This window comes from Kitasatospora cinereorecta, from assembly GCF_024172095.1.
GTDB lineage: Bacteria > Actinomycetota > Actinomycetes > Streptomycetales > Streptomycetaceae > Kitasatospora > Kitasatospora cinereorecta.
On record NZ_JAMZDX010000007.1, the window covers coordinates 356,084 to 380,233 of the forward strand.

Annotated in this window: 19 protein-coding genes and 3 pseudogenes; 10 read left to right on the forward strand and 12 right to left on the reverse strand. The window is 72.5% G+C overall.

The features are described 5' to 3' along the window. Positions 1 to 51: 51 nt before the first annotated feature. From FHR36_RS34400 to FHR36_RS34410, 3 genes are all read left to right on the forward strand, one after another. Complete coding sequence (locus tag FHR36_RS34400; RefSeq protein WP_253803799.1) at positions 52 to 1,473, forward strand: MFS transporter; 1,422 nt, start codon at positions 52 to 54, stop codon at positions 1,471 to 1,473. A 140-nt stretch (positions 1,474 to 1,613) separates the two neighbouring features. Continuing rightward, positions 1,614 to 2,264, forward strand: a complete 651-nt coding sequence (locus FHR36_RS34405) for a tetratricopeptide repeat protein (RefSeq protein WP_253803801.1) — start codon at positions 1,614 to 1,616, stop codon at positions 2,262 to 2,264. 110 nt (positions 2,265 to 2,374) lie between these two features. Continuing rightward, on the forward strand, positions 2,375 to 2,719 hold the full coding sequence (locus tag FHR36_RS34410; RefSeq protein WP_253803803.1) for a YrhB domain-containing protein: 345 nt from the start codon (positions 2,375 to 2,377) through the stop codon (positions 2,717 to 2,719). Positions 2,720 to 2,902: 183 nt separating this feature from the next. Here the strand turns inward: FHR36_RS34410 and FHR36_RS34415 are convergent, their stop codons facing one another. Genes FHR36_RS34415 through FHR36_RS34435 form a run of 5 tightly spaced genes read right to left on the reverse strand, consistent with a single transcriptional unit; the run spans position 2,903 to position 8,856 of the window. Further along, positions 2,903 to 3,343, reverse strand: coding sequence for an acyl-CoA thioesterase (locus FHR36_RS34415; RefSeq protein WP_253803805.1), 441 nt, complete (start codon positions 3,341 to 3,343; stop codon positions 2,903 to 2,905). A 4-nt stretch (positions 3,344 to 3,347) separates the two neighbouring features. After that, positions 3,348 to 5,756, reverse strand: coding sequence for a bifunctional salicylyl-CoA 5-hydroxylase/oxidoreductase (locus tag FHR36_RS34420; RefSeq protein WP_253803807.1), 2,409 nt, complete (start codon positions 5,754 to 5,756; stop codon positions 3,348 to 3,350). An 11-nt stretch (positions 5,757 to 5,767) separates the two neighbouring features. Then, positions 5,768 to 7,426, reverse strand: a complete 1,659-nt coding sequence (locus FHR36_RS34425; protein ID WP_253803809.1) for an AMP-binding protein — start codon at positions 7,424 to 7,426, stop codon at positions 5,768 to 5,770. Positions 7,427 to 7,465: 39 nt separating this feature from the next. Further along, positions 7,466 to 8,377: an acyl-CoA thioesterase gene (locus tag FHR36_RS34430; RefSeq protein WP_253803811.1), complete on the reverse strand. Its 912-nt coding sequence runs from the start codon at positions 8,375 to 8,377 to the stop codon at positions 7,466 to 7,468. Further along, positions 8,374 to 8,856 carry a cupin domain-containing protein gene (locus FHR36_RS34435; RefSeq protein WP_253803813.1) on the reverse strand — a complete coding sequence of 161 codons (483 nt, stop codon included), beginning with the start codon at positions 8,854 to 8,856 and terminating at the stop codon, positions 8,374 to 8,376. Before FHR36_RS34435 ends, FHR36_RS34430 begins: the two co-directional genes overlap by 4 nt. A 154-nt stretch (positions 8,857 to 9,010) precedes the next feature. On the opposite strand from FHR36_RS34435, the gene FHR36_RS34440 reads away from it, so the two are divergent. The 4 genes from FHR36_RS34440 to FHR36_RS34455 all read left to right on the forward strand — a co-directional run bounded on the left by FHR36_RS34440 (position 9,011) and on the right by FHR36_RS34455 (position 11,917). Then, the gene (locus FHR36_RS34440) at positions 9,011 to 9,448 is read left to right on the forward strand and encodes a RidA family protein (protein ID WP_253803815.1); all 438 of its coding nucleotides are present in this window, start codon (positions 9,011 to 9,013) and stop codon (positions 9,446 to 9,448) included. Between the two features lie 105 nt (positions 9,449 to 9,553). Next, positions 9,554 to 10,441, forward strand: a complete 888-nt coding sequence (locus tag FHR36_RS34445; RefSeq protein ID WP_253803816.1) for a fumarylacetoacetate hydrolase family protein — start codon at positions 9,554 to 9,556, stop codon at positions 10,439 to 10,441. A 114-nt stretch (positions 10,442 to 10,555) separates the two neighbouring features. Further along, positions 10,556 to 11,404, forward strand: a complete 849-nt coding sequence (locus FHR36_RS34450) for a PaaX family transcriptional regulator (protein WP_253803818.1) — start codon at positions 10,556 to 10,558, stop codon at positions 11,402 to 11,404. Between the two features lie 45 nt (positions 11,405 to 11,449). Further along, positions 11,450 to 11,917, forward strand: a complete 468-nt coding sequence (locus FHR36_RS34455) for a hypothetical protein (RefSeq protein ID WP_253803819.1) — start codon at positions 11,450 to 11,452, stop codon at positions 11,915 to 11,917. On the opposite strand, the gene FHR36_RS34460 is transcribed toward FHR36_RS34455, so the two are convergent. Together FHR36_RS34460 and FHR36_RS34465 are read right to left on the reverse strand one after the other, a co-directional pair. Next, the gene (locus tag FHR36_RS34460) at positions 11,904 to 13,595 is read right to left on the reverse strand and encodes a glycoside hydrolase family 64 protein (RefSeq protein WP_253803820.1); all 1,692 of its coding nucleotides are present in this window, start codon (positions 13,593 to 13,595) and stop codon (positions 11,904 to 11,906) included. The genes FHR36_RS34455 and FHR36_RS34460 overlap by 14 nt on opposite strands. A 65-nt stretch (positions 13,596 to 13,660) precedes the next feature. Beyond that, entirely contained in the window at positions 13,661 to 14,929 is a 1,269-nt protein-coding gene (locus tag FHR36_RS34465) for a ricin-type beta-trefoil lectin domain protein (protein WP_253803821.1), read from the reverse strand. A 239-nt stretch (positions 14,930 to 15,168) separates the two neighbouring features. Here FHR36_RS34465 and FHR36_RS34470 point away from each other — a divergent pair, with 239 nt between their 5' ends. After that, positions 15,169 to 16,176: a 1-aminocyclopropane-1-carboxylate deaminase/D-cysteine desulfhydrase gene (locus tag FHR36_RS34470; RefSeq protein WP_253803822.1), complete on the forward strand. Its 1,008-nt coding sequence runs from the start codon at positions 15,169 to 15,171 to the stop codon at positions 16,174 to 16,176. Here FHR36_RS34470 and tsaA read toward each other — a convergent pair. Then, entirely contained in the window at positions 16,173 to 16,586 is a 414-nt protein-coding gene (gene tsaA / locus FHR36_RS34475) for a tRNA (N6-threonylcarbamoyladenosine(37)-N6)-methyltransferase TrmO (RefSeq protein WP_253803823.1), read from the reverse strand. The genes FHR36_RS34470 and tsaA overlap by 4 nt on opposite strands. Positions 16,587 to 17,056: 470 nt before the next feature. On the opposite strand from tsaA, the pseudogene FHR36_RS34480 reads away from it, so the two are divergent. Continuing rightward, positions 17,057 to 18,244, forward strand: a pseudogene (locus FHR36_RS34480) (family 2 encapsulin nanocompartment cargo protein terpene cyclase); the annotation flags it as partial. Positions 18,245 to 18,260: 16 nt separating this feature from the next. Next, positions 18,261 to 19,142 carry a geranyl diphosphate 2-C-methyltransferase gene (locus tag FHR36_RS34485; RefSeq protein WP_253803824.1) on the forward strand — a complete coding sequence of 294 codons (882 nt, stop codon included), beginning with the start codon at positions 18,261 to 18,263 and terminating at the stop codon, positions 19,140 to 19,142. A 78-nt stretch (positions 19,143 to 19,220) separates the two neighbouring features. Here FHR36_RS34485 and FHR36_RS40410 read toward each other — a convergent pair. The 4 genes and pseudogenes from FHR36_RS40410 to FHR36_RS34500 all read right to left on the reverse strand — a co-directional run. Beyond that, positions 19,221 to 19,640 (reverse strand): annotated as a pseudogene (locus tag FHR36_RS40410) (NPCBM/NEW2 domain-containing protein); the annotation flags it as partial. A 36-nt stretch (positions 19,641 to 19,676) separates the two neighbouring features. Further along, a pseudogene (locus tag FHR36_RS34490) lies at positions 19,677 to 21,371 on the reverse strand (NPCBM/NEW2 domain-containing protein); the annotation flags it as partial. Positions 21,372 to 21,459: 88 nt separating this feature from the next. Then, positions 21,460 to 22,503, reverse strand: a complete 1,044-nt coding sequence (locus tag FHR36_RS34495) for an ABC transporter permease (RefSeq protein WP_253804142.1) — start codon at positions 22,501 to 22,503, stop codon at positions 21,460 to 21,462. Continuing rightward, entirely contained in the window at positions 22,500 to 24,119 is a 1,620-nt protein-coding gene (locus FHR36_RS34500) for a sugar ABC transporter ATP-binding protein (RefSeq protein ID WP_301331040.1), read from the reverse strand. The genes FHR36_RS34495 and FHR36_RS34500 overlap by 4 nt, the downstream gene beginning before the upstream one ends. Positions 24,120 to 24,150: the final 31 nt, after the last annotated feature.

Genomic DNA, 24,150 nt, shown 5'->3' on the forward strand with positions numbered 1-24,150 from the left:
GCGGCACCCCGCCCGTCATGGCACCCCGCCACCGATGAAGGGAACCGTCCCGTGACCACCGCCACCACCGCGCCGCCGAGGATCACCAGCCGGGAACGGCTGATCCTGCTCATCCTGCTCGGGGCCGGATTCCTCCTGTCCGTCGACTTCTCCATCCTCAACGTCGCCATGCCCAAGGTCGGCGCCGGCGTCGGACTCGAGGTCCGCTCGCTTCCCTGGATCGCCTCCGCCTACGCCCTGCCCGCGGCCGGCTTCGCCCTGCTCTTCGGCCGCATGGCCGACCTGTTCGGCCGGCGGCGAATGTTCCTCTCCGGCATGGTGCTGCTCGTCGCCGCCTCCCTGCTCGGCGGCTTCGCCACCAACTCGACCATGCTGCTTACCGCCCGCAGCCTCCAGGGCTTCGCCTCGGCGATCGCCATCCCGGCCTCGCTCTCGCTGCTCACCAGCACCTTCGCCGAGGGCTCGCTGCGCGACCGCATCCTGGGCCTCAACGGTGCCCTGCTCTCCGGCGGCTTCACCATCGGCGCCCTCGCCGGCGGCACCCTGGTCGACCTGCTGAGCTGGCGGGCCGCGTTCTTCATCAACGTCCCGGTCGCGGTGGCGATCCTGATCCTCACCCCGGCCCTGATCACCGAGTCCAGCGTCCCCGAGCGGGTGCGGCTCGACGTGCCCGGCGCGGTCACCGTCACCGGCGGCCTGCTCGCCGTCATCTACGCCGTCATCGAGCACAACGCCGTCGCCGCCGTCATCGGCGCCGTCCTGCTCGGCGCGTTCTGGATCATCGAGCTGCGCTCGTCGGCCCCGCTCGCCCCACTGCGCATCCTCAAGCGACCCACCGTCAAGTGGGGCAACTACGCAGGCTTCGTGATCTTCACCATGGAGACCGCGATGATCTTCCTGATGACGCTCTACCTCCAGAACATCCTCGGCTTCGCCCCGCTCACCACCGGCCTCATCTTCGGCATCCCCGGCCTCGCCGCGGTGTTCGCCGGCTTCGTCGCCGGCCGGACCATCGGCCGCCTCGGCAGCCGCAACGTCCTCGCCATCGGCATGACCGTCCAGGCCCTGGCCACCCTGCCGTTGGTCTTCCTCGGCGGCAACAAGGCCGCCCTGGCGATCCTCATCCCCGCCCTGTTCATCGGCTTCTTCGGCCACGTCGCCGCGATCGTCGCCTACACCGTCACCGGCACCTCCGGCCTGCCCAACGACGAGCAGGGCCTCGCCACCGGCCTCACCTCGATGACCCAGCAGGTCGCGATCGCCGTCGGCATCCCGATCCTCAGCGCCATCGCCGCCACCAAGGCCGTCGAGCTGGACGGCATCCACCTCGCCCTCACCGTCAACGTCGTCTTCACCGGCGCCAGCATCGTCCTGATCTGGATCGGCCTGCGTCAGCGCGCCGAGCAGCGCCCGGCCACGGTCGCGGCGCAGACCGCCCCCGCCGACGGGGAACTCGCCGGCAGCCTCGACTGATCGCGGGTCCATCGGGCGGTCCGACCCGCCGACCGACACACGCCACGGCGCGGGTGTCGATCGGTGGGTCGGACCGCATCCGTCACCCGCCATCCGTTCGTTCGTCCGCTCGTCCGACGGACCGTCGGTACGATCACCGCATGACCGTGGACGAACGTATCGAACAGGCCGAACTCAGCTACCAGCACTCCGTGTTCGGCGGCGACAGCAGCCAACTCGCGAGCGCGGACCTGGGCCTCGACGCCCTCGAGGCGGACCTCGCCCTGGCCCGCGGCCGCCTGCTCCACGCCCGCTTCCTCGACGAACGCGCCGAGGACACCCGCGAACTCGAACTCTTCGAGCGCGCCGCCGACCTGTACGCGCAGCTCGGCGACGTCCGCGGCGAGGGCGAGGCCCGGTTCTGGATCGGCGCCTACCACCAGGTCGTCCGGGACGACACCCCGACCGCCCTGCCGGCCTTCCACCGCGCCCTCGACCTCGCCACCCGCGCCGAGGACCCGCTCACGCTCTCCTACGTGCTGCGCCACCTCGGCTTCGCCGCCCACCAGGACGGCCGCCTCGACGAGGCCCGCGACCGGCTGGAGGAGTCCACCCGCCTGCGCCGCGAACTCGCCTTCCACCCCGGCACCGCCGCCAACCTGATCGGCCTGGCCCACCTCGCCGCCCAGCAGGACCGCCGCGACGACGCCGCCGCCCACCTCGCCGAGGCGACCCACCTCGCCGAGACCTCCGACGCCAAGGGCGTCCTGCACTGGATCACCGACGCCCGCGCCGAGCTCGACCTGCCGTAGCCGAACCGCCGTTCCGTCCCCGAGCGACGGACGACCCGCTGCCAGGGGGTGCCGCGGCACGGGCGGAAAGCCGGTGGCCGGGGCCGGGGGAGCGCGCGATCATGGCGGGCATGATCGATCGTGAGTACGCCGCCCGTGCGGCGCAGGAGGACCTGGACCGCAGGTACGCGGGGCGGATCGTGGTGGCCGGGGTGGAGGCGCACGAACTCGTCTGGATCGTCTTCTACCAGAGCGCGCCGGATCCGCAGACCGGGCGGCCCGGTCCGCGGCTGGGCGGGAACGGGCCGTACCTGGTCGACCGGCTGGACGGCGGCCTCCACCGGGTCAGTCCGACGTCCTATGTCAGCGGCTTGTGGGAGGCCGACTACCGCCGGCGGGTCAGGAAGCTGCCCGTCCCCGAGCCCGTCGAGGAACTCCACCCCTCGCTCACCGTGCACACGGTCCGGCCGGCCTGACGGCGGCGGTCATGGTTCGTCGTCGTGCCGGTTGCCGAGGCGGGCGGCGGCGAGGAAGAGCAGGAGGGCGAGCAGGGAGCAGCACAGCAGGGCGCCGAGCAGGAGGTAGAGCAGGACCACGGATTTCCCTTCGTCTGCGGTCCTTCTCGGCACGGCGGGTGGTCGGCACAAGCAGGATCCCTCTCACGGGTGAGGCGGCCCCGGGGGGAGAGGGGAGTTCCAGGCGGTGGTCCAGGCCGTGGGCCAGGGGGTGCTGCCGGTGTGGCCGGCGGGGACGTGGGCGGTGGTGTAGCGGCCGGTCGCGGCGAGGCGTCGGGGGTGGTGGTCGGTGGCTTCGCCCCACATCTCGAAGCGGAGGGTGAGGGAGCTGGTGCCGACGCGTTCGACGGTGAGGTGGGTGGTGACCTCCTGGCCGAAGCGGAGCGGGGAGGTGAAGTCGGCCGCGTAGTGGACGCGGGGTGCGGCACCGAAGTAGCCGGTGATGCCGCAGGCGTGCATGAGGGCGGCCTCGGCGGCTTCGAGGTAGCGGACGACGGCGGTGTTGTGGTGGTGGCCGGCGGCGTCGGTGTCCATCCATTCGACGCGGCTGCGGTGGACGATGCCGGCCGTCCCGGTGTCGTTCACGGCGTCAGCCGACCGGGGCGGTGGCGGCGTCAGCGGTGTCGCGCTGCGGGGTCCAGCGCAGGTGGACGGTGTGGTCGGGCTCCTCGGCGCGCAGCAGGGACAGCCGCGGCCGGACGGCGTCGGTGCGGGCGGTGGGGGGCTTGCGGCTGCCGGCGCGGTAGGGGAGGGGCCAGTCGGCGGCGGGGCCGCGGTAGTCCTGTTCGGCGGCGGCGTGGAGGGTCCACTGGGGGTCGTAGAGGTGGGTGCGGCCGAGGGCGCAGAGGTCGGCGCGGCCGGCGAGCAGGATGGAGTTGACGTCGTCGTGGGAGGCGATCGCGCCGACGGCGATGACGGCGGTGCCGGTGGCGGCGGCGACCTCGTGGCGGATCCGGTCGGCGTAGGGCGTCTGGTAGGAGCGGCCGAAGGCGGGGCGTTCGTCCTTGGTGACCTGGCCGGTGGAGACGTCGATGGCGTCGGCGCCGTGGGCGATGAAGGCGCGGGCGATGGCGACGGCGTCGTGTTCGGTGTTGCCGTCGGGGGCCCAGTCGGTGGCGGAGATGCGGACGATCACGGGCCGGTCGGCGGGCCAGACGGCGCGGACGGCGTCGAAGACCTCCAGCGGGTAGCGCAGCCGGTTCTCCAGTGGGCCGCCGTACTCGTCGGTGCGCCGGTTGGCGAGGGGGGAGAGGAAGGAGGAGAGCAGGTAGCCGTGGGCGCAGTGGAGTTCGAGCAGGTCGAAGCCGGCGTCGGCGCCGCGGCGGGCGGCGGCGACGAATTCGGCGGTGATCCGGTCGAGGTCGGCGCGGGTGGCTTCGCGGGGGGTGGCGGAGCCGGTGCCGTACGGGACGGCGGAGGGGCCGATGACGGGCCAGTTCCCGTCCTGGAGCGGGTCGTCGACGCCCTCCCACATCAGCCGGGTGGAGCCCTTGCGGCCGGAGTGGCCGAGTTGGAGGCCGATGCGGGCGGTGCTGTGCCGGTGGACGTAGTCGACGACACGGGTCCAGGCCTCGCGCTGGTCGTCGTTCCACAGGCCGGTGCAGCCGGGGGTGATGCGGCCCTCGGGGGAGACGCAGACCATCTCGGTCATGACCAGTCCGGCGCCGCCCATGGCCTTGGAGCCGAGGTGGACGAGGTGGAAGTCGCCGGGGACGCCGTCGACGGCGGAGTACATGTCCATCGGCGAGACGATGACGCGGTTCTTCAACTCCAGTGCGCCGAGCCGGAACGGCTGGAACATGGCGGGGACGGCCCGTTCGGCGCCCTGCCCGACGCCCTGGGCGGCGGCGAAGGCGGCGTCGACCCGGTCGGTGAACTCGGGGTCGCGGGTGCGCAGGTTGGCGTGGGTGATCCGGCGGGAGCGGGTCAGCAGGTTGAAGCAGAACTGGGTGGGTTCCTGCCGGACGTACATGCCGATGTTCTCGAACCACTCCAGCGAGGCCTGGGCGGCGCGCTGGGTGGACTCCACGACCGGCCGCCGCTCGGCCTCGTACGCGCTCAACGCGGTGTCGAGGTCGGGGTGTTCGTGCAGGCAGGCGGCGAGGGCGAGGGCGTCCTCCATGGCCAGTTTGGTGCCGGAGCCGATGGAGAAGTGCGCGGTGTGGGCGGCGTCGCCGAGCAGGACGAGGTTGCCGTCGTGCCACCGCTCGTTGCGTACGGTGGTGAAGTTCAGCCACTTGGAGTTGTTGGCGAACAGCCGGTGGCCGTCGAGTTCGGCGGCGAAGATCTCCCGGATCCGCTGGACGGCCTTCTCGTCGGAGGCGCCGGGCTGCAGGTCGGTGCCCTCGGCGGTGTCGAAGCCGGCGCGGCGCCAGACGTCCTCGGCCAGTTCGACGATGAAGGTGGAGCCGGTGTCGGAGTAGGGGTAGCCGTGGACCAGGACGGTGCCCCACTCGGTCTGCTTGACGAAGAACTGGAACGCCTCGAAGACCAGGTCGGTGCCGAGCCACATGTACTTGTTCCGCCGAGCGTCCAGGGCGGGCCGGAAGGCCTCCGGGTTGGCCTGCCGCACCTGGGAGTTGAGTCCGTCCGCGGCGACCACCAGGTCGTAGGAGGCGCGCAGCGCGGCCGGGTCCGGGGCGGGGGTGCGGAAGTGCAGGTCGACGCCGAGGGCGCGGCAGCGCTCCTGGAGCAGGTGGAGCAGTTCGCGGCGGCTCATCGCGGCGAAGCCCTGCCCGCCGACGGTGTGGCTGCGGCCGTCGACGTGGATGTCGATGTCGGTCCAGCGGGCGAAGCGGCTGGCCATGGCGGCGGCGAACTCGGGGTCGGCGTTCTCGATGCCGCCGAGGGTCTCGTCGGAGAAGACCACGCCGAAGCCGAAGGTGTCGTCGGGGGCGTTGCGCTCCCAGACGGTGACCCGGTGGGCGGGGTCGAGCTGCTTCATCAGGGCGGCGAGGTAGAGGCCGCCTGGGCCGCCGCCGACGATCGCGATACGCACGGGTGTTCCTCTCAACTCTCGACGGCGGGCGCGGCGGCCAGCTCGTCGTCGACGATCCTGCGCAGGACGAAGCGCTGGAGCTTGCCGCTGGTGTTGCGCGGCAGGGCTTCGCAGAACCGCACCTCGCGGGGGTACTTGTAGGGCGCCAGGATCCGCTTGACGTGGTCCTGGATCTCCCGGGCCTTGGGGTCGCCGCCGGCCACGCCCTCGCGCAGCACGACGAAGGCGCAGACGATCGAGCCGCGCTCCGGGTCGGGTTTGGCGACGACGCCGGACTCCACCACGTCCGGGTGGGTGTCGATGGCGGCCTCGACCTCGGGCCCGCCGATGTTGTAGCCCGAGGAGACGATCATGGCGTCGCTGCGGGCCTGGTAGTAGAAGTAGCCGTCGGCGTCGCGGTGGAACAGGTCGCCGGTGACGTTCCAGCCGTCCTGGACGTAGTCGTACTGGCGCGGGTCGTCCAGGTAGCGGCAGCCGACCGGGCCGATCACCGCGAGGCGCCCGGGCTCGCCGGGGCCGAGTTCGCGGCCGTCCAGGTCGAGGATGGTGGCCCGGTAGCCGGGCACGGGCCGGCCGGTGGCGCCGGGGCGGATGTCGTCGCCGGTGGCGGAGATGAAGATGTGCAGCAGCTCGGTGGCGCCGATACCGTCGATGACCCGCAGGCCGAGCCGGTCGCGCAGCTGCTCCCAGGTGTCCTGCGGCAGGTGCTCGCCGGCCGAGACGGCGGCGCGCAGGCCGGCCAGGCGCTGCTCCTGTCCGCCGCGCAGGATCGCCCGGTAGGCGGTGGGCGCGGTGGCCAGCACGGTGACGCGGTGGCGCTCGACCAGGTCGGCGAGCTGGGGCGGGGTCGCCGCCTCGGTGAGCAGGGCACAGGCGCCCGCCCGGAGCGGGAAGACGGCCAGCATGCCGAGGCCGAAGGTGAACGCCAGCGGCGCCGAGCAGGCGACGGTGTCGCCCGGGCCGAGGCCGAGCAGCGGGCGGCCGAAGGTGTGGTCGATGGAGAGCACGTCGCGGTGGAAGTGCATGGTGATCTTCGGTATGCCGGTGCTGCCGGAGGTCGGGCCGAGCAGGGCCACGTCGTCCGCGGCGGTGGCGACGTCGGTGAACTCGCCGGACTTGGCGGCGGCGCGGGCGGTCAGGTCGTCCGGTCCGGCGCCGCCGTACGGGACGACGACGAGGGCGGGGAGGGTCGAGGCGCGGACCTCGTGGACGTCCTCGGCGAAGCGGTGGTCGACCAGGGCGACCGCGGGCCGGGTCCGCTCGACGATCGGGGCGAGCTCGCGGGCGCGCAGTGCGGCCATGGTGGTGACCACCACGCCGCCGGCCTTCAGCACGCCCAGCCAGGCGGCCACCGTCCAGGGGTTGTTGGGGGAGCGCAGCAGCACCCGCTGGCCGGGGACCAGGCCCAGGTCCTCGGTCAGCACCTGGGCGACCTGGTTGGCGCGCTGCCGGAGCAGGCCGTACGACCAGGTCTCGCCGTCCGGGGTGCGCAGGGCGGGGAGGTCGGGGCCGTGGGTGCGGACGGGGGTGTCGATCAGTTCGGTGGCGGCGTTCAGCCGGTCGGGGTACTGCAGCTCCGGCGTGGTGAACTCGAGCACGGGCCACAGCTCGGCCGGGGGGAGGTGGTCGCGGGTGAAGGTGTCCAGGTGGGCCGAGGGTGAGAGAGACAAGGTGGGGTCTGTCCTTCCGGGAACTCGCTGGACGCGAGGTCAGGCGCGGATCATGCCCTCCTGGGCCACGGTGGCCAGGTGACGGTGGTCTCGGGTGTAGAAGCGGCCGGAGCCGAGACCGCGGCCGGAGTCGGCGGCGACCGCCTCCTGGACGTACAGCAGCCAGTCGTCGACCGGCCCGGGGCGGTGGAACCACATGGCGTGGTCGAGGCTGGCGGTGACCAGTCCGGGCATCGCCCAGGCCAGGCCGAGGACCCGCAGCACCGGCTCCAGGATGGTGTAGTCGCAGACGTACGCCAGGGCGGCGAGGTCGCGCTGGGCGTCGGTCAGACCGTCCACCGGGCGCAGCCGGTCGAAGGGCCGCAGCCAGACCGCCTGGTGCGGCGTCTGCTTGCCCTCGACGGTCAGGTAGACCGGACCGGGCACGTGCCGCATGTCGAAGCCGCGGCCGCCCGACCAGTACGCCTTCGACGTCTCCGTCATCGAACCGCCGCTCCGCCCGGTCAGGTACTCCGCCGAGGCGGGCAGTTCCTCGGGCGCCGGGACGGCCGGGTCGAGGTCGGGTCCGGCCGCGAAGCTGCCGCCGGGCTCGCCGGCGGCGAAGTTGGCCAGGCAGACGTACAGCGCCTTGCCGTTCTGGAAGCCGCGCACCTGGCGGGTGCTGTACCCGCGGCCGTCGCGCAGCAGCTCCACCTCGTAGTGGACCGGGGCGCCGATGTCGGCCGGGCGGAGGAAGTAGCTGTGCATCGAGTGCAGCGACTTGCCGTCCGCCACCGAACGCATCGCGGCGGCCGCGGCCTGGGCGACCAGGTCGCCGCCGTACGCCTTCGGCCACGGGCAGGGCTGGGTGACCGCGGTGAAGGCGAGGTCGAAGTGGACGGGTTCGGCCGGGGTGAGGGTGACCGCCGTGGTGAAGACCGCGGAGGTCGGCGGGGCGTCGGTGGTGGTCATCGGTCCGTCCAGTCGCGCAGGTCGGCGTCGGTGACGTCGGGCAGGTTCACCACGATGTTCTCCGGCGTCCGGGTGGTCATCCAGACCAGCGGCTTGGTCCGGGACAGGTTGCACTCGACGTGCGGCATGAACGGCGGCACGAACACCCAGTCGCCCTCCTCCATGTCGAGGTAGTCCTCGAAGCGCTCGCCGAAGTAGATCCGGGCCCGGCCGGAGAGCACGTACCCGCCGGTCTCCGCCTCGCCGTGGTGGTGGGAGACCGAACGGTACCCCGGCTCGTTGCTCACCTTGCCGAACCACAACCGGCGCGCCGGTGTGTGCTGGATCGACACGCCCGACACCCGGACGGCCCCGCCGGAGTCCGCGGTGCCCGGGTCCTCCAGGCCGGCGCGGGTCACCACCGGGGCCACCAGGCCGCTCGGCAGGCGGTACATCGAGTTGTCGCCCTCGAGGCGGTACTTGCTGAGGTCGGGCTCCATGCGGACGGCTCCGTTTCCTGCGGCGGACGTCGGCGGGCCGGGCGGGGCCGGGCCGATCGATGTCTCGTTTTTTTCACGACCGTCATCTACTGTCAATACGCCCCGCTCGAACAAGCGGATCCCGGCCCCGACGCAGTCCCACACCGGAGGTGGCATGACCCCCGTCGCCGTGAACCCGAGCTCACTCCCCGCGCCCAGCGGCTACTCGCACGGCACGCTGTCCGGGAACACCCTGTACCTCGGCGGCCAGACCGCCCTCGACGCCGACATGCGGATCGTCCCCGGCGGCATCGTCGAGCAGTTCCGGCAGGCCTTCGGCAACGTCCTCACCACCCTGCGGGAGGTCGGCGGCCGGCCCGAGGACCTGGTCAGCATCACCCTGTACCTCACCGACATCCCGGACTACCAGGCCCACGGCAAGGAGATCGGCAAGGTCTGGCGGGAGCTGGCCGGACCGGTCTACCCCGCCATGGCGGGCATCGGCTGCACCGCGCTGTGGCAGCCCGAGGCGATGATCGAGATCCTCGGCGTCGCCGTCGTCCCCGACGAGCGCCTGGTCCGCCCGGGCGTACCGGGGCAGGCCGGCGCCTGAATCGATCTTTCCTGACGGTCGACACGGATACGTACGACACCACGACCGTGCGGCACCGGACCGCTACCGGACCGGTGCCGGCGGACGGCAGAACGGGACGAAGGCATGAGACTCGCATCGATCACCCTCGACGGCCGCCGCCGCGCCGCCGCCCTCCTCGACGACGGCGCCACCCTGGCCCTGCTGCCGGCCGCCCTCGGCACCGTCGACGACCTGGTCCGCGGCGGCCCCGCCGCCCTCGACGCCGCGCGCGCCGCACTGCCCGGCGCCGAGACGGTGCCGCTCGCCGACGTCCGCCTGGAGGCGCCGCTCGGCCGGTTCAACCGCGACATCCTCTGCACCGGCTGGAACTACCAGGACCACTTCGAGGAATCCCGCGGCAAGCGCGGCGGCCAGGACCCGGCCGCCCTGCCCACCCGCCCCACCTTCTTCACCAAGGGCCCCGACACCGTCATCGGCCCCACCGACGACATCGCCCACGACACCGCGCTCTCCACCCAGTGGGACTACGAGGCCGAGATCGCCCTGGTCATCGGCCGCGACGGGCGGTCCATCCCGGAGGCCGAGGCGCACCACCACGTCTTCGGCTACCTGATCGCCAACGACGTCTCCCAGCGCGACCTCCAGCGCGCCCACGGCGGCCAGTGGCTCAAGGGCAAGAGCATCGACGCCACCATGCCGCTCGGCCCCTGGCTCACCACCGCCGACGAGGTGCCCGACCCCGGGGACCTCCGGGTGCAGTGCGAGGTCAACGGCGTGCTGCTGCAGAACGCCTCCAGCGCGCAGATGGCCTTCCCGATCGCCCGCCTGATCGCCGAACTCAGCCAGGGCATGACCCTGCGGGCCGGCGACGTGCTGCTCACCGGCACCCCGAGCGGCATCGGCAGTGCCCGCGAGCCGCAGATCTTCCTCCAGGACGGCGACCTGGTGGTGACCCGGGTCAGCGGACTGGGCGAGCTCCGCAACCGGGTGGTGGCGACATCGCTGCTGTGAGCGCGGCCGGTGTTCCGGCAGGTGACACGGTCCGATCATGTGACGGGGGAGGCGCTAGGCTGCCCGGTGGCGGTCCGACGGGCGGCACCGGCCCGAGGCGAGGAGAACGCAGCAGTGACGGCCGGGCTTGAGGAGTCCCCCGCGGCCGGCCGCGACGCGCGGCACGGCCCCCTGATCATCACCACCTTCGGCCTGTACGCCCGCGGCGAGGCCAACTGGCTCTCCGTCGCCTCGGTGGTCCGGCTGATGGGCGACCTCGGCGTCGAGGCGCAGGCCGTACGCTCCTCGGTCTCCCGGCTCAAGCGGCGCGGCGTCCTGGAGAGCGCCCGGCACGCCGACGCCGCCGGGTACTCCCTCGCCGGCTCGGTGCTCGACACCCTGGCCGAGGGCGACGTCCGGATCTTCGAACGGGTCCGGGCGGTCGCCGAGGACGGCTGGATCGTGGTGATCTTCTCCGTTCCCGAGTCCGAACGCCAGAAGCGCCACGAACTGCGGACCACCCTCACCCGGCTCGGCTTCGGCACCGCCGCCCCCGGCGTCTGGATCGCCCCGGGCAACCTCGCCGCCGAGACCCGCCGCACCCTGGAGCGGCGCGGCCTGGCGAGCTACGTCGACCTGTTCACTGGTGACCACGTCGGCTTCGGCGACCTGCGGTCCAAGGTCCGCGCGTGGTGGGACCTCGACGAACTCACCGCGCTCTACACCGACTTCCTGCGCCGCTACCGCCCGGTCCTGGAACGCGCCAAGGCCACCGCGGTCACGCCGCGCGAGGCCTTCCAGGTGTACGTCCCGATGCTCACCCAGTGGCGCCGGCTGCCCTACCGCGACCCCGGCCTGCCGCTCGCCCTGCTGCCGCCCGGCTGGCAGGGCGAGAGCGCGGGCACCCTCTTCACCGACCTCAACGCCACCCTCGGCGCCGCGGCCCGCGAACACGCGCTGTCCGTCATCCACCCCGATCACTGACCGCCGACCGCAGGCGGGCCGGCGCGGTGTGATAGTCATGCGGCCGTGATCGTCTTCAGCGCGCGGGTGGCCGCGATCGGACTGGCCCTCGAGACGCTGGCCCTCTGCCTGGTCCAGGTGGGCGTGGCGGTGTTCGACCTCCTCGGCTGCGACCAGCCGTGGGAGGAACAGCCCACCTGCGCCGAGGCCGGTGCCGGCCTCGGTCTGTGGCTGCTGCTCGGCGCCCTCCACCTCTGGATCGCGGCGCTCTGGTTCCGCCAGGACCGCGCGCCGCGCCGCGGGGTCCGGGTCCTGATGGCGTGGGTGGTCCTGGTCCAGCTCGCGGCGGTCCGGGAGCTGCTGGACCCGGTGGCCCGGCCGGTCGGCGGCGAGTGGATCGAGGGCGTGGCCGTGCTGGCGGGCATCGCCTACATCACGGCGACCGCGGTGCTCACGATGGTGCGCCCGGAACGGGCCGGTCCCCGGCCCGGGGAAGGCGGGCCGGGGACCGGGCGGGGCGTCAGGCGAAGGTGATCCAGTTGAGGTTGACGAAGTCGGCGGGCTGACCGCTGTCGAACGTCAGGTAGACGTCGTGCACGCCGGTGGTGCGGCTGATGTCGGCGGGGACGGTGCGCCAGGTCTGCCAGCCGCCGGTGGAGGCGACGGCGAAGCTGCCGACCGGGGCGGCGGTGGGGCTGCCGATCCGGACCTGGACCAGGCCGCTGACGCCGGCGGCCGCGCCCGAGGCGACCCGGGCGCTGAACCGGGTGGCCCCGGTGGCGCCGAAGTCCAGGGTGTACTTGAGCCAGTCGCCGTTGGAGAGCCAGCCCACGTCGGAGCCGCCGCCGGTGTCCGAGCAGGCCTCGACCTGCGTCCCGGACTGGGCCCGGAAGGACTCGGCCTGGATGGTGCCGAAGGCGCTGACCGCGCCGCCGGTCGCGGTGGCGGTCGGGGTGGGCGTGCTGCCGCCACCGCCTCCGCCGGCCAGCCCGCCGACCGTGATGGTGAACCGGGTCGGGCTGCCCGACTGCACCTTGCCCTCGAAGTCGACGCCGGACGGGTGCACGTCGTCGTACGGGAAGGCGTAGCCCAGCCCGTCGGGGGTGGTGGCGTGCAGGATCCGGGCGTAGTGGTTGGTGCGGGGCTTGGTGTAGAAGGAGGCCGGCTGCTCCGCGTCCGGCTGGTCGGCGTTGTCGAGCAGGGTGGTGCGGTTGAACGCGGCGGCCAGCCGGGCGCTGAGGTTGCCCATGACGTCGTTGCCGGTGGTGAACGGCGCGTCGCTGCAGGAGAAGATCGCCTGGGTGGAGGGCCGGGCGAAGCTGCCCACCCCGGGGAAGGTGAGCGTGTCGCCGTTGACCCGGCCGGTGACGGCGCCCCAGGTGAACTGGGTGTCGATGCGCAGGTCGGTGGTGCGGTACTTGGTCCACACCTGGTCGACGTAGGAGTCGAAGTAGCCGCGGAACAGCGCGCTGTTGCCGCGGATCGCCAGGTTGGGGCTGAGCACCCGCAGGTCGGAGCCGCCGCCGGGGACGATCAGCCGGCTCCAGTCGCTGCCGTCGGCGGCGGACTGGGCCCGCAGCGCGGAAGCGACCTTGGCCAGGCCGTCGGCGGGCAGGCCGCGGACGGTCTGCGGGCCCTGGCCGGTCTCCAGCTGGAAGGCGATCGGCAGGCAGACCATGTCGACGAAGGTGATGTTCGCGTACAACTGGTCGTTGTTGTACGTGAATTCGCAGAAGTCGTGGCGGACGTTGATGTTCGGGTCGGACGGGTTGCTGACCGAGGGGAGGGCCAGACCGCCGCCGCGGTTCATCAGGAAGGTGAGCTTCGCGCCGACCGAGAAGTAGATCCGGCCGCTGTCCAGGTGCGGCAGGGTGACCCGGCGCGGGGCGGCGCCGGAGGCGTTCAGCGCGATGGCGCAGTCCACGCCCAGCGGGGTCTGGTCGTTGGCCGGGTTCGGCGGGTGGTGGAGGCTGCTGCCGTCGGCCTGGATGAACGCCCAGTTGCCGCCGGCCGCCGGGTCCCGGCCGACGACGTACGCGTAGACGGTGTTGTTGCCGGTGGTGTTGGCCAGGTCCAGCGGCAGCGTGGGGGTGGTCGAGGCGTTGGCGCTGGTCTCGATCCAGGTGGCCACCGCGGGGACGGCGAGGGCGAGCCCGGCGGTCGCGGCCAGCAGCTTGCGACGCGAGATGGGGCGATGGTGGCGTGGGGACATGGGTGGGGGGTTCCGTTCTCCGCGGGGTCGGGGTGGGGGAGCGGGGGGTGGGCGGTGGCTGGGCGTCAGCCGAGGTTCCACTTCTGGTTGGCGCCGCCGCCGCAGGTCCAGATCTGCAGCCGGGTGCCGTCGGCGGACGAGTTGTCCTTGGCGTCCAGGCACTTGTTGGCACCGGTGTTGGTGAGGTCGTGCGCCGAGGTGTACGTCCACTGCTGGGCAGGGGTGCCGTTGCAGGTGTAGAGCTGGACCACCGCGCCGTCCGCGTGGGAGCCGCCCGACACGTCCAGGCACTTGCCGAGCGCGCGGACGGTGCCGTCGCCGCCGACGGTCCACTGCTGGGCCGGGTTGCCGGTGCAGTTGTGCAGCTGGATCGGCGTCCCGTCGGCGTTGGAGCCGCCCGCCACGTCGACGCACATCCCGCCGATGCCGGTGATCCGACCGGTGTAGGAGGGCGGGTTGGTGTTGGAGGTCGAGACGTGGACGTAGTCGACGACCATGGTCTGCGGGAACGCGGTGGAGCCGTCCGGGCTGCCCGGCCAGTCGCCGCCGATCGCCAGGTTGAGGATCAGGAAGAACGGGTGGTCGAAGGCCCAGTGGTTGCCGCCGACGTCCGCCGGGGTGCGGGTCTCGTAGGTGTGGCCGTCCACCGACCAGGTGATCGCGGTGGGGCTCCAGTCGACGGCGAACACGTGGAAGGCGTCCGCGAAGGACTGCCCGGCGGGCAGCGAGTACGCCGCGCCGAGGCCGCCGGCGCCGGAGTAGCCCGGGCCGTGGATGGTGCCGTGGACGGTGGAGGGCTCGCGGCCGATGTTCTCCATCACGTCGATCTCACCGCTGTTCGGCCAGCCCACGCTGCCGATGTCCGAGCCGAGCATCCAGAACGCGGGCCACACGCCCTGACCGCGCGGGATCTTGATGCGGGACTCGAAGTGGCCGTAGGCCTGGGTGAAGGAGCGGGAGGTGTTGAGCCGCGCCGAGGTGTACTGGCACGTCCCGTACCAACAGTTCAGGCCCGGGTCGCTGTTCTTCTTGGCGGTGATCACCAGGTGGCCCTGGCCGTCGAGGGCGGCGTTGCTGTTCCCGCCGGTGTAGTACTGGAGCTCGTGGTTGCCGTTGCCGGAACCGCCGGTCTCCATCGTCCACTTGCCGCCGTCGACGCCGGCGCCCGCCGGTCCGTCGAAGTCGTCCGACCAGTTCTGGGCCAGTGCGGCGGCGCGGGCCGGAGCCGCGCCCGAACCGGTCGTCGACAGCAGCACCGCCGCCACCAGGGCGGTGGTGAGGACCAGCACGAGTCCGCCGAAGGACCAGCGCCGCGCGCGATGTGCAGCAGCCATGGGCATGCTCCCTTGTTCGGGTATTGATGAGAGCGCTCTCTGTGAGCTGACGTGGCGTCGCCTGCTGGGCCTGAATACTAGGGAGGGGCAAGCGTCATGGCAATGTCAGGCGCATCCGATGAAACTGCTCTGACCTGCAGTTTCCTTCTCCGGTGGCGGACTTAACGTTCCCTTAAGGCTGACTTGATGTGGGGAGAGCGCTCTCCACGCCACGTCAGGAACTGGCGTACCGTCAGAGCATGACGCCTCCGCTGCTGCACCGCTACTGGCCCGCGTCGGACGGCGCCCCGCCCTACCTCCGACTCGGCCAAGCACCCACGCCAGTGCGACCGTTGACCGGCCTGGGCAGCCAATCCCCGCTCTGGCTCAAGGACGAGAGCGGCTACGGCGACGGCTACTGGGGCGGCAACAAGGTCCGCAAACTGGAATGGCTGCTCCCCGACGTCCGCCGCCGCGCCACCCGGACCGTCCTCACCGTCGGCGGCCTCGGCACCAACTGGGGCCTGGCGACCGCACTCTACGGACGCGAGCACGGCCTGCGGGTCGTCCTCGCCCTGATCGACCACCCCGTCGACGAACACACCCGGGCCCAACTCGACCGCCTGCACGCCTCCGGAGCCCACCTGCACTTCCTGCACACCGCGACCCGCCTCCGACTCGCCGCGCCATGGCTCCTCGCCCGCCACCTCGACCGCGGAACCCTCCCCGCCTACCTGCCGCCCGGCGGCTCCTCGCCCCTCGGCGCCCTCGGCGCCGTGGAGACCGCCCTCGAACTCGCCGACCAGGTCGCCAGCGGCCAACTCCCCGAACCCGCGTGGCTGGTGACCGCCATCGGCTCCGGCGGCACCGCCGCCGGCCTCACCCTCGGCCTGCGCCTCGCCGGCCTGCGCACCCGGGTCCTCGGCATCGTCGTCAACGACACCCTGCGCCTCGACACCACCACCCTCCTCCGCCTCGCCCGCCGGTCCGAGGCGCTGCTCCGGCGCCGCGGCGCCACCCTCCCGGCCCTCGCCCTCGGCCCGTCCGACCTCACCACCGAACGCGGCTGGCTCGGCCCCGGCTACGCCCACCCCACCGCCGACGCCGACACCGCACTCGCCCACGCGGCCACCGCCGCCGGCCTCACCCTGGAACGCACCTACACCGCCAAGGCCCTGGCCGCCCTGCTCGCCCTCGACACCGCCGGCCGCTTCGCCGGGGAGCCCGTCCTCTTCCTCAACACCCACGGCCCCCGGGTCACTCCTTAGCGCTCCTCGCGGCCGCCGAGGACCGGCTTGACGTCCAGGAGCGGGGTGCCGTCGAGGGCCTCCAGGTCGCTGACGCGGACGCGGAGGCCGTCCACGGCCAGGACCGTGACCCGGTGGAGGCCGATCGGATTGGGGCGGTCCGGGGAGCGGGTGGCGAAGACGCCGGTCTCCGGGCGGGACGGGGCGTTGCGCGGGTGGACGGCGAGCACGGTACGGTCGGCCCGGTCCAGCCAGGTGAGCAGGAGGACGTCCTGCCCGGGGGCCAGGTCGCGCAGCGCCCGTGCCACCGCGGGATCGAACACCAGCCAGGCGTCCGGGCCGCCCTCGTCGCCCTGTTTGGGGGCCAGCGACCGTTCCTGCAGGGGTGATTCCACCCAGCCGATCGCCCGCACCGCGTACTCATCGCCCACCGTCGAACCCCTCTCGCCGACCGCCACCGAGCCTATGCGACGGACGGCCGGTCGTGTCCCGGTGGCGCGCGCTCGACTTCGCGTGGACGGTCCGTCCCGGCGCGAACCATCGCCACGACACGCTCCGTACGGCAGGTTGACCGTCGCCGCGGGCAGGCGGCCGAGGGGCGGAGAGCCGAACGGCCGTGCCCCGTGGCGGGAAGGTGGCCCGCAGTGGCGAGCCGAGGGCGCGCCGTCTCAAACACATCATGGCGGAACGTTCACCTGATCGGGTGCAGAAGATCGCCTTGAGCGGTCTGCGGCCGGTCGCTCCGCCTACGGTTGGGGCGTGCGGGACGGGGTCGGAGGTCAACCAAACCCCTTCTCAGCCGACGATGTGACGATCCGTCATGAGATCAGCCATGAGTCGCAACCCTATGAGAGAGGGGAGGCCCTCCCATGCCCGTGGACACCCGACCGCAGGCATCGCAGCGCCGGCGCACCCGTTCCACCCCGGCGGTGCGGTCATGAACCCGACGGCCGTCGAGCAGGTCCTGCGCGGCCCCAGCGGGCTCGGCACGTCCGGGCTGCACCTGGCGTCCCTGGTGGCCCCGGAGCCGCAGCTGCTGCCGCAGACCGGCATCGGCGACACACCGCACGACACCCGGCTCGACCCCCCGCGCGAGGGGGCGCCGAGGACGGGCGACCCCATCCCGGGCCTGTACCACCACCCCGTCGCGGAGCCCGATCCCGTCCGGGTCGAGGAGATCAGCCGCCGGATCAAGGCGTGGGCGCTGGACGAGGTCGAGCTGTACCCGCCCGAGTGGGAGGACCAGTTCGACGGCTTCTCGCTGGGCCGCTACATGGTGGCGTGCCACCCCGAGGCGCCGACCGTCGACCACCTGATGGTCGCCACCCGGCTGATGGCCGCCGAGAACGCGCTCGACGACTGCTACTGCGAGGACCACGGCGGTTCGCCGGTCGGCCTGGGCAGCCGGCTGCTGCTGGCGCACACCGCGCTCGACCCGCTGCACACCACCCCGGAGTACCAGCCGCACTGGGAGGAGTCGCTGCAGGCCGACGCCCCCCGCCGGGCGTACCGCTCCGCGATGGAGTACTTCGTGCGCGCGGCCACCCCCGCTCAGGCAGACCGCTTCCGGCACGACATGGCCCGCCTGCACCTGGGCTACCTGGCCGAGGCGGCGTGGGCGGAGACCGACCACGTGCCCGAGGTGTGGGAGTACCTGGCGATGCGCCAGTTCAACAACTTCCGTCCCTGCCCGACCATCACCGACACCGTCGACGGCTACGAGCTGCCCGCGGACGTGCACGCCATGCCTGCCATGCAGCGGGTCATCGCGCTCGCGTCCAACGCCACGACGATCGTCAACGACCTCTACTCGTACACCAAGGAACTCGCCAGTCCGGGACTGCACCTCAACCTGCCGGTGGTCATCGCCAAGCGCGAGGACCGCACCGACCGGGAGGGGTACCTGAAGGCGGTCCAGGTCCACAACGACCTGATGCGCGCCTTCGAGTCCGAGGCGGCCGCCCTGGCCGCCGCCGTCCCCGCACCGAGCGTGGTGCGCTTCCTGCGCGGCGTCGCCGCCTGGGTGGACGGCAACCACTACTGGCACCAGACCAATACCTACCGCTACAGCCTGCCCGATTTCTGGTAACAAGGAGCTGACCACCATGTCTTTGACCGACATTTCCGCCCCGGCCGGCCGCGCCGCGATCCCCGGCCCGGCCACCCCCTACCAGGGCGACATCGCCCGGTACTGGGACACCGAGGCCCGGCCGGTCAATCTGCGCCTCGGCGATGTCGACGGCCTCTACCACCACCACTACGGCATCGGCGAGATCGACGAGGCCGCCGTGGGCGACCCGGAGGACAGCGAGCGCGAGAAGAAGGTCATCGCCGAGCTGCACCGCCTGGAGTCCGCCCAGACCGACGTGCTGCTGGACAACCTCGGCGCGATCACCGCCGGGCAGACCCTGGTGGACGCCGGTTGCGGCCGCGGCGGCTCGATGGTGATGGCCCACCAGCGCTTCGGCGCCCGGGTCGAGGGCGTGACGCTCTCCGCCAAGCAGGCCGAGTTCGGCAACCGACGCGCCCGGGAGCTGGGCATCGACGCCTCGGTGCGCGCCCAGGTCTGCAACATGCTGAAGATGCCGTTCGAGACCGGTTCGGTGGCGGCGTCCTGGAACAACGAGTCCAGCATGTACGTCGACCTGGACGACCTGTTCGCCGAGCACTCCCGGATCCTGGAGGTCGGCGGCCGTTACGTGACCATCACCGGTTGCTGGAACCCCAAGTACGGTCAGCCGTCGAAGTGGGTGTCCCAGATCAACGCGCACTTCGAGTGCAACATCCACTCCCGCCGCGAGTACCTGCGCGCGATGGCCGACAACCGCCTGGTCCCGCAGGCCGTCATCGACCTGACCCCGGCCACCCTGCCGTACTGGGAGCTGCGCGCCACCTCGTCCCTGGTCACCGGCATCGAGGAGGCGTTCATCTCCTCCTACAAGGACGGCTCCTTCCAGTACGTCCTGATCGCCGCCGACCGGGTCTGACGGACGCGTCGGAATGTCGGAGCCCCGGCCGGTCCGCGTGGGGGAGCGGGCCGGCCGGGGGGTTCGAGGGGTCGGGGGTCAGGCGCAGGTGAGGGTGGGGGCGGACCAGTCGGCGTGGTCGGAAGTGTTGCCGTCGCCGGCGTCGGTGACCTGGAGGGTCAGCTCGTAGGCGCCGGTGAGCGGTGCGGTGAGGTGGACGGCGCCGCCGGAGCCGGTGACCGTGCCGCTGTCGGCGACCGCGGTGCCGTCGGCGAGGATCCGGAAGACCACCGAGCCCCGGCTGCCGGACTCGTCGTCGACGCCCACGTCGGTGGTGAGGGTGGTGCAGGTGCCGCCGAGGTAGTAGGTGATGGCGGACGCGGCGTGGGCGCCGAGCCCCTTGGGGTAGACGGTGCCCGCGATGGTGAGCGGCTGCCCGTCGCCGGCGGCGGCCTCGCCGTTGCTCCGGTCGTGCTCGACCGGGCCCCAGCCGTTGGTCACGGTGGTCCAGGCGAGGTCGCCGAGGGCGTGGGAGCCGGTGGCGGGGCCGTTGCCGCAGGCGACCTTGGCGTCGGCCCAGTCGGCGTGGTCGTAGGAGTTGCCGTCGCCGGCGTCGGTGACGACCAGGCGCAGGTCGCTGCCGCCGGTGAGGTCGGCGCTCAGGTGTGCGGGCCCGTCGGTGCCGCGGCGGACGCCGCTGTCGGCGACCAGGGTGGCGTCGCGGTAGATCCGGAAGTCGACCGAGCCGTTGTTCCCGGCCTCGTCGTCGACGCCGACGTCGACGGTGAGCCTCTTGCAGGTGCCGCCGAGGTGGTAGCGGACGTCGGAGGCGGCGTGGACGCCGAGGCCGGAGGCGTACGCGGTGCCGCCGATGGTCAGGGTGCGGCCGTCGCCGGAGCCGGTCTCGCCGTTGCTGTGGTTGCGCTCGACCGGGCCCCAGCCGTTGGTGGCGGAGGTCCAGGCGAGGTCGCCGAGCCGGTGGAGGCCGGCCGGGAGCGAGATCGGGGTGCTCGGGGTGACCCGGTACATGACGGTGCCGTGGGCCGGGACGGTGGCGCTGATGGCACCGGTGGTGGTGGTCGTGGCCTTGGACCACAGGTCCTTGAGCGTGTACGAGGGCGCGCCGCCGATGCCGGCCGCGGTCGCGGTGGTGCTGACGGTCTTCGCGGCGGTGGTCTCGTTGGTGAGGGTGACGGCGCGGGAGCCGTCGGCGAGCGGCTTGCTCATCACGACCAGGCCGCCGGTGTTGGACAGGACGGTGCCCTGGACGCCGAGCGGGTCCTGGTCGACGGCGATGACGTCGGTGTTCTTCAGGATCGCCAGGGTGGCGGCGCTCGCGGTGCGCAGGTCGCTGCCGATGAGGAGCGGGGCGGCCAGCTCGGACCAGAGGCTGAAGTGGGTGCGGTATTCGGTGTCGGTCATGCCGCCGTTGCCGACCTCCAGCATGTCGGGGTCGTTCCAGGCGCCGGGGGAGGCGTACGGGGCGAGGTTCTGGTCGGCGTGCGCGATGCCGATCATGCTGGACCAGGAGTCGGAGATGTCGCCGGTGGTGCGCCAGGAGTTGCCGACCCCGGCGGCCCAGGTCCAGGGCTGGTTCTCGCCCCATTCGCAGATGCTGTACAGGATGGGGCGGCCGGTGTTCCTGAGCGCGTCGCCCATGGCCTTGTAGCGCTGCTGGGCGTCGGCGCCGGTGTTGTTGCAGTTGTCGTACTTGAGGTAGTCGACGCCCCAGGACGCCCACAGGTTGGCGTCCTGCTGCTCGTGGCCGAGGCCGCCGGGGAAGCCGAGGGTGTCGCAGGTCTTGGTGCCGGCGCTGGAGTAGAGGCCGAACTTCAGCCCCTTGGCGTGGACGTAGTCGGCGACGGCCTTGATGCCGTTCGGGAAGCGGACCGGGTCGGGCACCAGGTTGCCCGCGGCGTCCCGGTTGGGCAGCGCCCAGCAGTCGTCGAGGTTGACGTAGGTGTAGCCGGCGTCCTTGAGGCCCTGGGAGACGAAGATGTCGGCGATGCCCTTGACCATCGCCTCGTTGAACTCGGCGCGGCAGTGCGTGGAGTTCCAGTTGTTGAACCCCATCTGCGGGGTCCGGGCGAGGGTGTTCTCGACGGCCGCCGCCGGTGGGGCGGTGGCCACGTCGAGGCCCACGGCGGTGAGTGCGGCGAGCGCGCCGCCTCCGGTGAGCAGGGCGAGTGCGGTGACCGTCGCGGTGACGGTCCGGCGGATTGCGCGGCGTGCCGTACCTGGAGAAGACATGAGAGTACTCCGAGAGGGACGGGGTGCAGGGTGGGTGGGTGGTGCGCCGAGCCGGTCGGGAGTCCGTGGGTGCTTTCGGGTGGGCGGGTCAGGCGGGCAGGCCGATGGCGCGTTCGCGATTGCGGCGCTGCTGGATGACGACGGCGGCGACCAGGAGCAGGCCCTGGGCGACGTTCTGCCAGAAGCTGTTGATGCCCTGGACGGTGAGGCCGTTCTGGAGGGCGCCGAGCAGGGCGACGGCGAGCAGGGTGCCGCCGATGGTGCCCTTGCCGCCCTTGAGGGCGCAGCCGCCGAGCGCCGCGGCGGTGATGGACTGGAGTTCCAGGCCCTCGCTGCCGGAGACGGGCTGGCCGGAGCCGGTGCGGGCGGTGAGCAGGACGCCGGCGAGGGCGGCGACGGTGCCGGTGAGGGCGTAGGCGGAGATCAGGTACTTGTTGAGGTTGATGCCGGCGAGCCGGGCGGCGGTGTCGTTGCCGCCGAGGGCGTAGATGTTGCGGCCGATGTCGGTGTAGGTGAGCAGCACGTGGACGGCGGCGGCGACCAGGACCAGGATCCAGATCATGGTGGGCAGTCCGGCGATCTTCCCGCGGCTGAGGAAGACGAAGACGGGGTCGTTCAGGACGAAGCCCTGGGCGCGTCCGCCGGAGACGAGTTGGGCGAGGCCCTTGTAGGCGGCGAGGCCGGCCAGGGTGGCGATGGTGGGGTTGACGCGGCCGTGGATGATGACGGCGCCGTTCAGCAGCCCGACGGCAGCGCCGGCGAGGAGGGCGGCGCCGATGCCCAGGGGTGCGCTGGAGCCGGTCGAGGTGAAGACCATGGCGCTCACCACGGAGGCGAGCCCGGCCTGGGAGCCGACGGAGATGTCCAGGGCTCCGCAGATGATGACGACGGTCTGGACGACGGCGAGCAGGCCGGCGATGGTGGCGGCTTCGCCGATGACCTGGATGTTGTCCCAGCTGAGGAAGTTGGGGTTCAGCGACCCGAAGAGCACGACGACGACGGCGAGGGCGGCGATCAGGCTGAGGTTCTGCCCGCCGACGGAGGCGACCAGGGTGCGCAGGCCGGCCGGCCTGCGTTCGGGCTCGGGCCGGTCCTTGGGACGGGGGGCGGAGGGGGCTTCGGTCGCGCTCAACGGTTCGCTCCGCTCGGGGTGTCGGTGGTGGTCGCGTCGGGGGAGGTGGTGGTCGCGTCCTGGGTGGCGGTGGTCGCGGCAGTGGCGGGGGCCAGGTCGTCGGCCATGGCGAGGGCGAGGACGGCCTCCTCGGTGGCGTCGGCGCGGTCGAGTTCGCCGGTGATCCGGCCGTTCTGGAGGACGACGACGCGGTCGGCGAGGCCGAGGACCTCGGGGAGTTCGGACGAGATGACGAGGACGGCGGTGCCCTCCCGGGCGAGGTCGGCGATGATCTGGTAGATCTCGGCCTTGGCGCCGATGTCGACGCCGCGGGTGGGCTCGTCCAGGATCAGCAGCTCGGGGCGGCGGGCCAGCCAGCGGGCCAGGACGACCTTCTGCTGGTTGCCGCCGGACAGGGTGCGGACCTCGGCCTCGATCGAGGGTGCGCGCACCCGGAGGCGGTCCGCGTACTCCTGGGCCAGTGCGCGCTCCCGGGCGCGGCTGACGAAGCGCCAACGGCGCAGCCGGCGCTGGCTGACCAGGGTGGTGTTGTCGCGGATCGTCCGGTGCAGCAGGAGGGCCTGCGCCTTGCGCTCCTCGGGGGCCAGGCCGATGCCCGCCTCGATGGCGTCGCGCGGGCTGCGGGCCTTCAGCGGCCGCCCGTTGAGGGTGACCGTGCCGGAGCGGATCGGCAGGTCGCCGGCGAGGGCGAGGGCGAGTTCGGAGCGTCCGGCGCCGATCAGCCCGGCGAGGGCGACGACCTCGCCGGCCCGGACGGTGAGGCTGACGTCCCGGACGGCGTCGGTGGTGAGGTGCCGGACGTCCAGTACGACCCGTTCGGTGGCGACGTGCTGACGGACGAACAGGCCCGCCAGGTCGCGGCCGACCATGAGCCGGACCAGCTCGCTCTCGGTGGTCCGGGTGGCGTCGACCTCGCCGACCAGGGCGCCGTCGCGCAGGACGGCGATGCGGTCGGCGAGGTGGAAGATCTCCTTCATCCGGTGCGAGACGTAGACGATGGCGATGCCCAGGTCGCGCAGGCGGCCGATCAGCTCGAACAGAGCCTCGGTCTCGTGCTCGGAGAGCGAGGACGTCGGCTCGTCGAAGGCGATCACCCGGGGCGGGGTCTCGCCGGTCAGGGCGCGCAGGATCTCGACCAACTGGCGCTGGGCGGCGGTGAGTCGGGAGCCGAGCCGGTCGGGGTCGAGGACCCGGTCGAAGCCGAGCCGCGACAGGTCGGCGGTGATCCGGCGGTGCAGTTCGGCGCGGTCCAGGCGGCGTCCGGCGCGGCGGGGGAGGGAGCCGGCGTAGACGTTCTCGGCGACCGAGACGTGCGGGATGATCTCGGGTTCCTGCGGGATGATCCGGATGCCGGCCCGGCGGGCGTCGATCGGCGAGGTGAGGTGCAGTTCCCGGCCGTCGAGCAGCACGCGACCCCGGGTGGGGCGGTGGTCGCCGGTGAGGATGCGCAGCAGGGTGGACTTGCCGGCGCCGTTCTCGCCCATCAGGGCGGTGACCCGGCCGGGCGGGAAGGTGAGGGTGACCCCGTGGAGCGCCTGGACCGAGCCGAAGCTCTTGGAGACGTGCTCGGCGGTCAGGCCGAGTGCGGTGGCGGGCGGGGGTTCGGGTGTGGTCAACGGGGCCTCCCAGTGGGGCGGTACGGGCGGG

What these genes read in the sequence shown, in the direction of transcription:
- FHR36_RS34435 (WP_253803813.1), bottom strand. Translation starts at nt 8,856, where the DNA reads ATGGAGCCCGACCTCAGCAAGTACCGCCTCGAGGGCGACAACTCGATG.
- FHR36_RS34445 (WP_253803816.1), top strand. Translation starts at nt 9,554, where the DNA reads ATGAGACTCGCATCGATCACCCTCGACGGCCGCCGCCGCGCCGCCGCC.
- FHR36_RS34440 (WP_253803815.1), top strand. Translation starts at nt 9,011, where the DNA reads ATGACCCCCGTCGCCGTGAACCCGAGCTCACTCCCCGCGCCCAGCGGC.
- FHR36_RS34405 (WP_253803801.1), top strand. Translation starts at nt 1,614, where the DNA reads ATGACCGTGGACGAACGTATCGAACAGGCCGAACTCAGCTACCAGCAC.
- FHR36_RS34410 (WP_253803803.1), top strand. Translation starts at nt 2,375, where the DNA reads ATGATCGATCGTGAGTACGCCGCCCGTGCGGCGCAGGAGGACCTGGAC.
- FHR36_RS34460 (WP_253803820.1), bottom strand. Translation starts at nt 13,595, where the DNA reads ATGTCCCCACGCCACCATCGCCCCATCTCGCGTCGCAAGCTGCTGGCC.
- FHR36_RS34470 (WP_253803822.1), top strand. Translation starts at nt 15,169, where the DNA reads ATGACGCCTCCGCTGCTGCACCGCTACTGGCCCGCGTCGGACGGCGCC.
- FHR36_RS34430 (WP_253803811.1), bottom strand. Translation starts at nt 8,377, where the DNA reads ATGACCACCACCGACGCCCCGCCGACCTCCGCGGTCTTCACCACGGCG.
- FHR36_RS34485 (WP_253803824.1), top strand. Translation starts at nt 18,261, where the DNA reads ATGTCTTTGACCGACATTTCCGCCCCGGCCGGCCGCGCCGCGATCCCC.
- FHR36_RS34465 (WP_253803821.1), bottom strand. Translation starts at nt 14,929, where the DNA reads ATGGCTGCTGCACATCGCGCGCGGCGCTGGTCCTTCGGCGGACTCGTG.